The 13515-nt window shown below is 32.4% G+C and carries 13 protein-coding genes; 7 read left to right on the top strand and 6 right to left on the bottom strand.

Annotation, left to right across the window (positions count from 1 at the left end):
• Window positions 1-102 precede the first annotated feature (102 nt).
• The 3 genes from asnS to AC2TDS_RS14310 all read left to right on the top strand — a co-directional run bounded on the left by asnS (window position 103) and on the right by AC2TDS_RS14310 (window position 3698).
• Entirely contained in the window at window positions 103-1545 is a 1443-nt protein-coding gene (gene asnS / locus AC2TDS_RS14320) for an asparagine--tRNA ligase (RefSeq protein ID WP_484736259.1), read from the top strand.
• 84 nt (window positions 1546-1629) lie between these two features.
• Complete coding sequence (gene rpoN, locus AC2TDS_RS14315; RefSeq protein ID WP_484736258.1) at window positions 1630-3096, top strand: RNA polymerase factor sigma-54; 1467 nt, start codon at window positions 1630-1632, stop codon at window positions 3094-3096.
• Window positions 3096-3698 carry a hypothetical protein gene (locus AC2TDS_RS14310; protein ID WP_484736257.1) on the top strand — a complete coding sequence of 201 codons (603 nt, stop codon included), beginning with the start codon at window positions 3096-3098 and terminating at the stop codon, window positions 3696-3698. Before rpoN ends, AC2TDS_RS14310 begins: the two co-directional genes overlap by 1 nt.
• Here AC2TDS_RS14310 and AC2TDS_RS14305 read toward each other — a convergent pair.
• The 6 genes from AC2TDS_RS14305 to AC2TDS_RS14280 all read right to left on the bottom strand — a co-directional run bounded on the left by AC2TDS_RS14305 (window position 3693) and on the right by AC2TDS_RS14280 (window position 8118).
• Complete coding sequence (locus tag AC2TDS_RS14305) at window positions 3693-4382, bottom strand: porin family protein (RefSeq protein WP_484736256.1); 690 nt, start codon at window positions 4380-4382, stop codon at window positions 3693-3695. The two genes, AC2TDS_RS14310 and AC2TDS_RS14305, sit on opposite strands and share 6 nt — an antisense overlap.
• A 154-nt stretch (window positions 4383-4536) precedes the next feature.
• Window positions 4537-5007, bottom strand: a complete 471-nt coding sequence (locus AC2TDS_RS14300; protein ID WP_484736255.1) for an ExbD/TolR family protein — start codon at window positions 5005-5007, stop codon at window positions 4537-4539.
• Between the two features lie 18 nt (window positions 5008-5025).
• Window positions 5026-5652, bottom strand: a complete 627-nt coding sequence (locus tag AC2TDS_RS14295; protein WP_484736254.1) for an ExbD/TolR family protein — start codon at window positions 5650-5652, stop codon at window positions 5026-5028.
• A 6-nt stretch (window positions 5653-5658) separates the two neighbouring features.
• On the bottom strand, window positions 5659-6099 hold the full coding sequence (locus AC2TDS_RS14290) for a hypothetical protein (RefSeq protein WP_484736253.1): 441 nt from the start codon (window positions 6097-6099) through the stop codon (window positions 5659-5661).
• Window positions 6100-6108: 9 nt separating this feature from the next.
• Window positions 6109-6834: a MotA/TolQ/ExbB proton channel family protein gene (locus AC2TDS_RS14285; RefSeq protein ID WP_484736252.1), complete on the bottom strand. Its 726-nt coding sequence runs from the start codon at window positions 6832-6834 to the stop codon at window positions 6109-6111.
• Window positions 6835-7083: 249 nt separating this feature from the next.
• On the bottom strand, window positions 7084-8118 hold the full coding sequence (locus AC2TDS_RS14280; protein WP_484736251.1) for an asparaginase: 1035 nt from the start codon (window positions 8116-8118) through the stop codon (window positions 7084-7086).
• Window positions 8119-8211: 93 nt separating this feature from the next.
• Here AC2TDS_RS14280 and AC2TDS_RS14275 point away from each other — a divergent pair, with 93 nt between their 5' ends.
• The 4 genes from AC2TDS_RS14275 (at window position 8212) to AC2TDS_RS14260 (ending at window position 13486) form a co-directional block, all read left to right on the top strand.
• Window positions 8212-8913 carry a zinc metallopeptidase gene (locus AC2TDS_RS14275; protein ID WP_484736250.1) on the top strand — a complete coding sequence of 234 codons (702 nt, stop codon included), beginning with the start codon at window positions 8212-8214 and terminating at the stop codon, window positions 8911-8913.
• 326 nt (window positions 8914-9239) lie between these two features.
• Entirely contained in the window at window positions 9240-11591 is a 2352-nt protein-coding gene (locus AC2TDS_RS14270; protein ID WP_484736249.1) for a TonB-dependent receptor, read from the top strand.
• A gap of 108 nt (window positions 11592-11699) precedes the next feature.
• Window positions 11700-12701, top strand: coding sequence for a sensor histidine kinase (locus tag AC2TDS_RS14265; protein WP_484736248.1), 1002 nt, complete (start codon window positions 11700-11702; stop codon window positions 12699-12701).
• A 20-nt stretch (window positions 12702-12721) separates the two neighbouring features.
• Window positions 12722-13486: a LytR/AlgR family response regulator transcription factor gene (locus tag AC2TDS_RS14260; protein ID WP_484736247.1), complete on the top strand. Its 765-nt coding sequence runs from the start codon at window positions 12722-12724 to the stop codon at window positions 13484-13486.
• Window positions 13487-13515: the final 29 nt, after the last annotated feature.

Genomic DNA, 13515 nt, shown 5'->3' with positions numbered 1-13515 from the left:
CCTATAGATTATTGACTAACAAATTTATAATATAATTCCTAATTGCTCAATTAGTCTCAAAAAAGTATCTTTGCTTGTTTTTATACAAGAATTTGAGAAATAATGAATAGAAGTAGCGTAAAAGAACTATTACAGTCAGATAAGTTTTTACAAGAAGTACATGTAAAGGGATGGGTTAGAACCTTTAGAAGCAATCGTTTTATTGCCTTAAATGATGGTTCTACCATTAACAACATTCAATGTGTAGTAAATTTTGAAAATACTGACGAGGCTTTATTGAAAAGAATTACCACAGGTGCTGCCGTTAGCATAACAGGTTGTTTGGTTGAAAGTCAAGGAAAAGGTCAAACCGTAGAAGTTCAAGTTACGAACATAGAAATATTGGGTGATGCAGATCCTGATGAAGTTTCTAAAACCATATTGCAACCAAAAAGGCATTCTTTAGAAAAACTAAGAGAACAAGCACATTTACGTATTCGTACCAATACATTTAGTGCCGTAATGCGTGTTCGTTCGGCTTTATCTTTTGCCGTACATCAATATTTTCAACAAAATGGCTTTTACTATGTAAATACACCGATAATTACGGGTTCTGATGCAGAGGGTGCAGGTGAAATATTTAAAGTAACCAATTTTGAAGCTAATAAAGCTCCTCTAACTGAAGAAGGCGATATTGATTATAGTCAAGATTTTTTTGGAAAAGAAACCAATCTAACAGTGTCTGGTCAGTTAGAAGCTGAAACCTATGCAATGGCTTTAGGAAAAGTATATACTTTTGGACCAACGTTTAGAGCTGAAAACTCAAACACTACACGCCATTTAGCAGAATTCTGGATGATTGAACCAGAGGTTGCTTTTAATGATTTAGATGCCAATATGGATTTATCTGAAGATTTTATAAAATATGTACTACAATATGTCCTAGATAATTGTGAAGATGATTTAAAATTCTTAGATAACAGATTAACACAAGAAGACAAAACGAAACCTCAAGCAGAAAGGAGTGACATGTCGTTAATAGAAAAACTACACTTTGTAGCTGACAATAACTTCAAAAGAGTTTCCTATACTGAAGCAATTGACATTTTACGTAATTCAAAACCTAATAAAAAGAAGAAATTCCAATTCCCTATTAATGAATGGGGTGTTGACTTACAATCGGAACACGAACGCTATTTGGTAGAAAAGCACTTTAAATGTCCAGTAATATTATTTGATTATCCAGCCAATATTAAAGCATTTTATATGCGTTTAAATGAAGATGGTAAAACGGTAAGAGCTATGGACGTTTTATTTCCTGGAATTGGTGAAATGGTTGGAGGATCACAGAGAGAAGAGCGCTTAGATGTTTTAAAAGAAAAAATGGCTGCTTTAGGTATTGAAGAAGAAGAATTATGGTGGTATTTAGACACACGTAAATTCGGTACGGCAGTGCATTCTGGATTTGGTTTAGGTTTTGAGCGTTTGGTATTATTCACCACAGGGATGAGTAATATTAGAGACGTAATACCCTTCCCTAGAACACCTCAAAACGCGGAGTTTTAAAAAAAACACAGCATCGTAAATATACAGTCGTCATTCCTTAAAGAATGGCGATTTTGTTTTACTCAAATTCATATCTTTGTAAATATGTTAAAACAAAGTTTACATCAAAAATTACTTCAAAAATTATCTCCTCAGCAAATACAGTTGATGAAACTAATTCAGTTGCCTACACAAGCTTTTGAAGAGCGATTAAAGCAGGAAATTGAAGAAAACCCAGCATTGGATACAGGTAAAGAAGAAGAAGATACAAATATTGATGAGACGCTTACCAATGATCTTGAATATGATGATACTGGTAATGAAAAGATAGATACTGACGACATTAATATTGATGAGTATTTAAGTGATGATGAATACCCTAGTTACAAAACCCATGCAAATAATTATTCAGCGGATGATGAAGAAAAACAAATACCTTACGCAGCAGGAACCTCTTTTCATCAATCATTAAAAAACCAATTAAGTACTTTCAGAATTAATGATGAAGAGAAAGCTATTGCTGAATTTTTAGTTGGAAGTATAGATGATAGTGGCTATATACGAAGAGAAATTATAGATCTAGTGGATGATTTAGCGTTCACTCAAAATGTTTTCACAACTGAAGACAAAGTAAGAACTGTGCTCACTAAAGTAGTACAGAATCTTGACCCAATAGGTGTTGGTGCTTTAAATTTAAAAGACTGTCTAATCATCCAATTAAAAGCTAAATCGGAAAAAGAAAATACCGCTTTAGCAATAAGAATACTAGAAGAAGCTTTTGACCATTTCGTAAAAAAGCACTTTCAAAAGCTTTTGGAAAAATTTAATATTTCTGAAGAACAGCTAAAAGAAGTCATCAATGAGATCGGAAAGCTCAACCCAAAACCAGGTAGTTCATATGCTGGTAATAATAAAATTGCAGAACAAATAGTTCCTGACTTTACCATTAGAATTATTGAGGGGGAATTAGAACTTGTTTTAAACTCACGTAATGCACCTGAACTTCATGTTTCCAGGGAGTATAATAATATGTTAAGAGGCTATCAAGATTCTAAAGATAAAAGTAAATCACAAAAAGACGCCGTATTATTTATAAAACAGAAGCTAGATGCCGCTAAATGGTTTATTGACGCTATAAAGCAACGCCAACAAACTTTATTGGTAACTATGAGTTCAATTATGCACTACCAAAAAGAATATTTTTTAACAGGTGATGAGCGTAAATTAAAACCAATGATTTTAAAAGATATTGCAGATGAAATAAACATGGATGTATCCACAGTCTCAAGAGTTGCTAATAGTAAATATGTTTCTACACCGTATGGAACAAAATTGATTAAAGAATTCTTCTCAGAATCAATGAAAAACGATCAAGGAGAAGACGTTTCAACACGAGAAATAAAAAAAATTTTAGAAACTGTCATTACTGACGAAGACAAGCGCAAGCCTCTTACTGATGAAAAACTTTCTAAGCTTCTTAAAGAGAAAGGCTACCCTATTGCAAGACGAACGGTAGCAAAATATAGAGAACAATTGGATATTCCTGTTGCTCGTCTAAGAAAAGAAATTTAATGCGTTGGCAAAAATTTATATCCGCGATTTTACATCCAATTGTAATTCCTACTATTGGCATTTTTTTGTATCTAATTTTTTCTCCAATTACGCTTAATCAACAACAACAGTTAACAGTTCTAGGCATTGTTTTTATTTCTACTTATGTTATACCTTTGTTACTTTTAGTGGTGCTTAAAGCCACTGGTTACATAAATTCATATAGTGTTTTTAGTATTAAAGAAAGAAAACTCCCTTTATTTTTAATGATCACCCTTCTTTACTTCTTAGCCCAATTATTTCAAAAATTAAGTATGGTAAGAGATTTAAGCTTTCTCTTTTACGGTATCGTATTGGCTTTGATTATTACGTATATTTTATTTTTCACCAAACTAAAGTCAAGCTTACACCTGCTATCTATGGGGGGAGCAATAGGATATTTTCTTATTTTTCAACAGATTCATAATGTACGCATATTACCAATTATAATGGCTCTTATTGTGCTTTCTGGTCTTTTAGCCTCTTCACGATTACATCTAAAAGCTCACACTCCTACAGAAGTATATTCCGGCTTTTTTCTGGGTTTCATCTCTCAATTTATTGTCTATTTTTATTTCTTATAAGAGATAGAAACTTAACCCGAGTTTATAGATTTTCGTATTTATTGGGTTTGTAGTATTTATCAAGGCATTTTTGAATATAGGTGACAGTCCATAATAAAGATGAAAATTAAATGCTCCATACCCTGCAGAAATAGTAAGTCCCGTTTGCCATTTATTGAAAACATGAATATTTTTAAAATTCACCATATTTTCATCTTCTGTATAGCTAAATTCATTACTAAAGTTATACGTAAGCTTACAGCCTATATAGAGCCTCCAAAACGAATATTTATTGACTTCTGAATCTCTTACCCTAATTTGTAAAGGTATTTCAAGATTATGCGCTATAAATGCGTTGTCTATTATATTATCAATTGCTGTTTCGAACATGAGATCGCCATCTGTATCCGTTATTTTTAAACCATGACTAAACGCATCATACCCATACCCTAGTCCAACTGCTAACGCAAACCTTCCGCTATCAGCTAAGGGTATATCTCTCATATAACCTGCAGAGACACCATAAGAAAAACCACTAGCATTGGCCTCGTCTGGTTGATGGAATAATACATTATAAGTTACTTCTAAATATAACTGATCTTCAAAATAGGTATCTCCAATTTGCAATGAATCTTTTTGACCAAAAAGACAGGTAGTGCAAGTTATTAAAATCAGTAAGAATATATTTTTTAAATAGTTATACATGAAATTTGTATTGATTTCTTGTTTGTTTCGATTACCATCAAGTATCTATTCGCCAATTAATGTAATAATAAAAAAGGATAAAATAAATTCTATTATATAAAAAGAGTGCAATCTTGACGACTGCACTCTTTTTTATATCATTAAATACGTGTACTTACTTTTTTATTGCGCTCCCTTTATGGGTTGACAAACTTAATTTAAGGGCATTTACATCTCTTAATTTTTCACGAATATCGGCTAATGTACCTACACTCGATTGTTTATCTGCTTTAATAGAAGTAGTCATAAATGGAATTTCAGCTTCAGAAATATTACTTCTTTCTAAAAAAATAAAAGAAGGTACATCTTCAGGTGTAGCTATCTTATCATTTAACTGAATTCTGTTATAACCTGTACCATATTTCACATCTTTCGCTTTACCAACGTAAATTGTACTTACTAAGCTTTTACGCTCCAACTTTTTCACCTCAGTAGAACTAGGTAAACTAGGTGCATCAATTAGTAAGTCCGTTTCTCTCATCGTAGTTGTTACCATGAAAAAGAATAATAACATAAAAACAATATCTGGTAAAGACGCCGTTGATACCGCAGGCAAACCTTTTTTCTTCTTTCTAAATTTAGACATAATTCTTGCTTTTAATTATTATTGAACATTAGTTGGCTCGGTATCAGTAATTACTTGAGGATACCTATCTTTTATATACTTTACCTTTTCCTTCAAATCTAAGTCCTTTCTAGCACTATCCTTAAAGGCTTGTTCAAGCTCTGTAAAACTAATTCCGTACTTCTCTTGAGACAATTTGTTACGTAACTCTGTATAAGCTCTTAACAACTCATTCTGCACGGTTACATAAGTTCCATATTCAGTACCTCTATCACTCTCTACAGCAATAATAGCTTTATTAGGGTGGTCTGAAGACTCAGGATCTCTACTACCTTTACAATAGTCACATGCTTGTGGATCACCTTCACCTCCGATCGGGTTTCCTTTGCCACCGCCATTGTCTATGAACTTAACTGCAGCATCTTTTAAGTCTTTTAATTCTAAAATATCGCCTTCTACAAAAAGTTGATTATTTCGGTTAATACTAACTTGAAAGATGTTTTTCTCTTTTACAATCGGTGGTTTAACATCCGTTTTTTCAGCCAACTTTTTAGGAATACCTGAATCGACATCCATCGTAGTTGTTACAAGGAAAAAGATAAGTAGCAAGAAGGCAATATCTGCCATTGAGCCTGCATTAATTTCTGGGTTTTCTCTTCTTGCCATACTATACTATGATTTAATTAAACCCTTCAGGAGGTCATATACAAAAAATGATCCTGCTATCACTACTAAAATGATGCTATACCAAATACCAGTACTTGAAAATTTAGAAACATTACTATCAGCAACTGCAATAACTCTTTCATTAGCATCTATCACCTCAGATCCACTAGAGAAAATATAAGACACTACAAATAAAACAGCCAATACTACTAGACCTAATAATGATTTTTTTAGCGCACTAGAATTTTTAAACAAACTCCACAGTGATGCCAATACTGTTACTGCAACCGTTAGGCCCAAAAGCACTAACGAAAAAGTAACCAAAGGCGAAACCGCTCCTGACATTTCTTGAGAATTTCCTTCATCAACTCCCATAACTCTAGCGAAAAAGATTATGCCGACAAGTGAAAGTAATGCTACAATTATTGTTATTAATTTATTATTCATAATGAGCTCCTATTTTTTATATTTAGCTAACAAATCAATTAAAGAAATTGAAGCATCTTCCATATTGTTTACGATACTATCAACTTTAGAAATGATATAGTTATAAAAAATTTGTAATATAATAGCTACTACTAAACCGAATACTGTTGTTAAAAGTGCTACTTTAATACCTCCTGCTACTACCGCTGGAGAAATATCGTTTGCAACAGCAATTGCATCAAACGCTCCAATCATACCAATTACAGTTCCCATGAAACCTAACATCGGTGCTAATGCGATAAACAAAGAAATCCAAGAAATATTCTTTTCTAATAAGCCCATTTGTACTCCACCGTATCCAACTACAGCTTTTTCAGCAGCATCTAACCCTTCATCAGTTCTTTCTAAACCTTGATAAAATATTGAAGCAACTGGCCCTTTTGTATTTCTACAAACTTCCTTAGCAGCTTCAACTCCACCAGAACTCAATGCTTCATCTACTTTCGCTACTAACTTCTTAGTATTTGTTGTAGCCATGTTTAAATATATAATTCTTTCAATTGCAATAGCTAAACCTAAAATTAAAGCTACCAATACGATTCCCATAAAGCCTGGACCCCCTTCGATGAAATATCTTTTTAATATTTGATGAAAAGTTTCACTTTTTTCAGCTGCTGCTTCCTGAGCGTACGTTGATTGAATAGCTCCTAAAAACATAAATCCTGCTATAGTTAGGATATTTACTACTTTTTTCATTTTGTTATAATTAATTTTAAATAGTTAACGGGTTAAAAATACAAATTTTACTATGATTTTAATACAAAAACGCTAACAAGTAATAGTTTTGAGTGCACTTATTGCATTTTTATATTTCAGACTGGCAAGTAACAAAAAAATGTTGGTTCTTAAAAAAAAAATAACGATTTTATATATTAACATTACTAAAACGTCCTTTTTTCAAGAATTTCAGGCATTTATACATCCTAAAATAAGCCCATTTTTAAGTTATTCACTAATCTCTCCTCTCAAAGACATCTCGAAATAATCTTTAAATTGTTCTTTTGTCAAGTTTTCACCTAACAAATACATCATTTTTGCTACCGCAGTTTCGGTGGTTATATCTTTACCATCAATAATACCAATCCGTTTCAAATTAGTACTAGTTTCATAGTGACCTAAAATAACACTCCCTCCTGAACATTGAGTCACATTTACAACGTGACCTCCCTGTTTTATAAAATCTTCTAGTAGGTTTACAAACCATTCTTTTGTTGGCGCGTTTCCTGCTCCGTAAGTTTCTAAAATGACTCCTCTTAACCCTTCTATTTTCAAATAACTCCTTACTACAACTTCAGTTATCCCAGGAAATAATTTCAAAATAACAATATTACTATCTAATTTTTTTCTAAAAATTAACTTTTCTTCTTTATTATATTTTCTAAGTAATATAGGATAGTTAAAATTCAAGTGTACACCACTCTCTACTAAGGGCGGATAATTCATTGACGAAAAAGCCTCAAATTGTTCTGCGCTAATTTTTGTGGTTCTATTCGCTCTGTACAACTTATATTCAAAATACAATCCGACCTCTTGAATTACGGGCTCATTATTTTCTAAGGTAGACGCTATTTCAATAGAGGTTATTAAGTTTTCCTTTGCATCGGTGCGCAAATCTCCAATTGGCAATTGAGATCCTGTAAAAATTACTGGTTTTTGTAGGTTTTCAAACATAAAACTAATAGCCGAAGACACATAAGACATAGTATCAGAACCGGTCAAAACAACAAAGCCATCAAATTTGGTGTAATTATCAGCAATTATTTCGGCTATTTCAATATAATAGCCAACATTCATATTTGACGAATCTATCGGCTCCTTAAATGAAATAGTTTCTATATCACAATGTAACTGTTGCAATTCAGGAATCTTATTTGAGATTTGACTAAAATCAAATGCTTTCAAAGCCTTGGTTTTATAATCTTTGACCATTCCGATGGTTCCTCCTGTATATACGATAAGTATTTTTGGTTTTATTGCCATTTTGACATATAATTATTAGTTGTTATATTATGGAATAATTTATGCGGTAAATTTATTAAACAAAATCGACACAAAATTTAAACTTTAGAGAATATGTTAGGATTTTATTTATTAATGGGAATTATTTCTCTTTTCAGTTGGATGGTAAGCAATACTTTAAAGAGAAAATTTAAAAAATACTCTCAAATACATCTTAGAAATGGGATGAGTGGTGCTGAAATCGCTGAAAAAATGTTACACGATCACGGTATTTACGACGTTAAAATCATTTCAACTCCAGGGATGTTAACGGATCACTATAACCCTAGAAACAAAACTGTTAATTTGAGCGAAAGTGTCTATAACCAACGTAATGCTTCGGCGGCTGCAGTTGCTGCTCACGAGGTAGGACACGCGGTTCAACATGCAAAAGCATATAAATGGTTGGAAATGCGTTCGAAATTGGTGCCTGTGGTTAGTATATCTTCACGTTTTTCACAATGGATGATTATCGGGGGTATAATGATTGCCTTAGGCTCTGGTGCTCCGCAAATTGGTATGGCTATTGGTTATGCGGGTCTTGTTTTTATGGGCCTTGGTACTTTATTTAGCTTTATCACCTTACCTGTTGAATATGATGCTAGTAATAGAGCACTAGCTTGGTTAGAAAACAAACATATAGTTACAAGAGAAGAGTTATCTGGTTCAAAAGACGCCTTGAAATGGGCGGCTAGAACTTATCTGGTAGCTGCTCTTGGATCATTAGCAATGCTACTTTACTGGGCATTTCGCTTAATGGCTGCTAGTAGAGATTAATAACCAAATATTCACACTGAAAAAGGTCTGTATTTTCCATACAGGCCTTTTTTAGTGTTTGAGAGATTATCCCACGTCCTAAATCACCTAAAAACATTCAAGAATTAAACTGGAAATATTCAATAGAAAAGAAACCATAAGCTACGGCTATACTTAATTTTTAAAAGAAAAAAAATAGTCATTTTCTTTTACCCTGATTTCAAGCCATAAATGGTATAACAATAAAAAGAATGTTTTTATCGTAAAATTACCCCACCTCATCAGAATTTGATTTTAATCTAAGGTCATTATATCCATTTTTGTACTCAGTTCATCAAAAAAAAACTATGAAATATCTAAATACGCTATTCATCATGTGCTTTGGCATTTTTGCATGTTATGCTCAATATTCCGTATCGGGCAAAATAATCGACGAAAACAGCCAACCTATTCCTTTTGCCAATGTAATTTTACATTCAACAAAAGCAAACAGTTCGCCTATTGGTGAAATCACCAACAATGAAGGGGAATTTATATTTTCAAAGATAAATGAAGCTTTCTACCATATTGAAGTTTCCGTTTTAGGATTTGAAATAGAAAAAACCAAGGCATTTGAATTATCAAAAAATAAGACTATAAATTTCACTTTAAAAGAAAAAAATCAAACCTTAAATGAAGTTGAAATTAAAGCAAAACGACCAGTAATAAAACAAACTGCTGAAAAACTCATCGTTGACTTAGAACAATCCGAAATGAAAAACTCGAACTTACAAGATGTTATGAAACGAGTTCCCGGAATTATCGTTTCCAATAATGGAATCAATTTTGCTGGCAGAAGTGATGTCAGGATTCTAATTAATGGTAAGACCACTGATTATATGGATATAGACACGTTATTAAGAGACATGCCTGCCGATAATATCGCAAGAGTGGAATTAATAGAGCAACCCGGATCTGAATTTGATGCAGAAGGTTCTGGCCCTTTGATAAATATCATTTTAAAGAAAAACATTACACTAGGAACTCATGGAAACATTTCCGCTTGGATTGGAGAAGATCAAGGTCTTGAATACGGCACAAGTGCAGCAATTTCAAGTTATAAAAACAAATTAAACTGGCAAATAAGTATAGGACATTCAAGCCCTACTTGGCGAGAAGATCTTTTTATAAAACGTACTATAAAAGATACCATTTACGATCAAGCCACAAAAGAGCCATACAATCCGAAAAGGTTCCGAGTTGGAGCCAACATCGATTATTATATTCATGATCATCATTCTATCGGAATCGGACTACAACGCAATGCTACCAAATCGGACAGAACTTCTAATAGTACGACATATATCACTAAACCGACACTATTAAACACCCTACGTTCAGAAAATAATTTTGACAGAGATCAGATTGTATACAATATTAATCCTTTTTACCAATTCTTAAATGACAAGCACAAATTGGTAGCTGATTTTAATTATGTTGATTACAGTAACGACAACGTTAACAACCTATACAAAACTAGTGGGAATCTAGATATCACCAACCGACGCTATCTACAAAATGGAAAATATCAGATAAAAGCCTTTAAAGTTGACTATACCAGAACTTTTTCCGAAGATATTAAACTACATTTCGGGAGTAAGATTGCCTTGGTCGACACCGAAAATGACCTTGAATCATTTATTGAGAATAACTCTGGGGCATTCGATTATCAGCCTACTGAAAGTAATCGTTTTTTAGTAGATGAAAACATCATTGCCTTCTATACTAAACTAAACTACGCTAAAGGGAAATGGTCTTTTTCTGGTGGGTTACGTTTCGAAAAAAGCGACACCAAAGGGACTTCAACTCACGATAATGAAACCAAAAGCAACGTAATTTCTAAACTGTTCCCAAGTATTTCATTTAGTAGAAAACTAACAAAATCATTAGGCGCAACCCTATCATATAGTTATCGAATCAGAAGACCCAATTACAATACGTTAAATTCTTTTGTAACCTACTATGATCCACTTTCTTCAGAAATAGGAAATGAAAATTTAAAGCCGTCTTTTACAGACAATTTTCAATTCAACCTAACCTTTGATGAGCAACCTTTTTTTACTATTGGATATAGTGAAACCCAGAACTCTATGTTTAAATACATTTCTCAAAATGATGCTACCGCCGAAATTAACAGAACTACGATTAATTTAGATGACAGGAAACACTGGAATTTCAGGTTATTTGGCCCTTTAAACTTTATCGATGGCCTTGAAGGGTACACTGGAGCAATAGTAGGATATAATAATTTCACCTCTTTTCAATATAATTTAGATCTTTCAAAATGGAATTTAATCTGGTTTCTGAATGCAAGCTATGAATTACCTTGGAAAATAAATGCCGAAATAAATGGTAGTTATGGTACTGGAACGCTGGAAGGTAACATGGATGTGAAATGGTTTGCCGACGCAAATCTTTCATTAGGAAAAAATTTTATGAATGACAAATTAAAAGTAAATTTAGGGCTTTATAAAATCCTAAATAGAGGATATGTTGGTTCTATCAATCAAAATAATTTAAACGCCCAAGTAGAGAGCAACCAATCTAGGCAAAATATTCAGTTACGATTGATATATAGTTTTGGTTCAAAATTCGGAAAAAAGAAATCGGAACGGAACTCATCAAAAGAAGAAGAGAATAGAATAAATGACAATAATTAAACCCATAGAAAATAACTAACCAAACAGCACTCATTGCTGGTTAAATCCTTGAAATAATTGAATCATTTTTATTGACAAAAAGAAGGGTTATTTAAAAAAGCACTTTTAATGAACACCAAACTAAATAAATCTGACATTTATATTTTAATTGTATACTTTGTTGTTTCCTTTTCCATCCAAGGGAAAGATTATTACCAAAGAGAAGCCCTTCTACGAGAATATTTTATAGATTTTCCTATTGAACTTCTTTGTGTATGCGGTATTATTTTTGTTTTTGTTTATTGGTTAATCCCGAAAGTAGTTAGAGAAAAGAAATACTTATTTTTCACCATTACAGGTATCATCATTATGGTATCGTTAACAGCCATAGATTATACGATCGGTTTTTGGTCAGGAAACAACTCATGGAAATACTACCCCAAAGGATTGGATTTTGTATTAGAAATGTTAGACAAAGGGGCAAGTGAAACTTCTTTTCCTTTTGCCTTATTGTTAACCAAGAAATTCTACGAAGGTAAAAATCAATATCTACAGATTGAGAAACAACAAAAAGAAAATGAACTAAAACTGTTACGTTCTCAGATCGACCCTCACTTTTTATTCAACAATTTAAACACCTTAGACTCTTTAATAGATAGTGACCCAGAAAAATCAAAAGAATATATCCATAGATTATCGTTAATCTACAGATACCTAATTCAAACGAAAGATAGTGAAGTAATGGAACTAAACATGGAACTCAGTTTAGCTGAAAATTATATTTTCCTAATAAAAACAAGGTTTGAAGACGATTATTTATTTACTATTGACACTGCGATAAAAACAAAAGACATGTTTCTTCCAACAGGAGCTGTTCAAACCTTACTAGAAAATGTAGTAAAACACAACAAACCCAATGAAGACCCCATTCAAGTGAATATTACTATGCATAAGGGATACCTAATTATTGCTAATACTAGATCCACTCTTAAAACTAAAAGTGTATCCTTTGGCACAGGCTTAGATAATTTAAAAACCCGTTACGGTCATCTATCCAATAAAAAAGTAATTATTCATGATACTAAAGATCAATTTAAAGTAATGATCCCTGTAATAAAATTGACTGACTAACCTTAAACACAAAAATGAGTATGACCATTTTAGTTTTAGAAGACGAGATTCCAGCTTATAAAAAATTAAGTTCTTATATCGAAGAGTTTTTCAAAAACGACTGCGAGCATCACTGGGCTCGATCTATAAAAGAAGGGATGAAGTTTATAAAAGAAAACACGTATGACTTTATTATTTCTGATATACAATTATTAGATGGAATTTCATTTGATTTATTTGAAGAATCCCCCATAAATTGCCCTATAATCTTCTGTTCAGCTCATGATGACTATTTATTTAAAGCTTTTAACACTAACGGAATTGCATATATTTTAAAACCCTACACTAAAACAGATTTTACCAAAGCTATAGAAAAATACAAAACCCTATTTCAACAAGGAACTTACAACTCTTTAAACAGCGAAACAATTCACAGCTTAAAATCAGCGTTACATCAAGAAAACACAAATTATAAAAAGAGGTTTGTAATTAAAAAAGCTAGCGGGATTCAGCTTCTAAACATAAGTGATATTAGTTTAATTGAAGCCTCCGGAGATTTTTGCATTGCTATTGATCATAATGGCAAGCGCCATATAATAAACCAAAATTTAGGATCAATAAGTAAACAACTAAATCCTTATAAATTTTTCAAAATAAACAGAAGTGAGATTGTTAATATCAATTATATAGAGCACATCGAAAGTCATTTTAAAAACCGTCTATTAATAACGATTACAGGTGGAAAAGAAAAGGTAATGACGAGCTCTTCTACAACATCAGACTTTAGAAAATGGTTGGAGAATTAATAAAAAACTCCCTTGATGTGTAATTCAAG

Source organism: Tenacibaculum profundicola (genome assembly GCF_057220795.1).
This window is presented reverse-complemented; position numbering and strand designations above follow the sequence as displayed.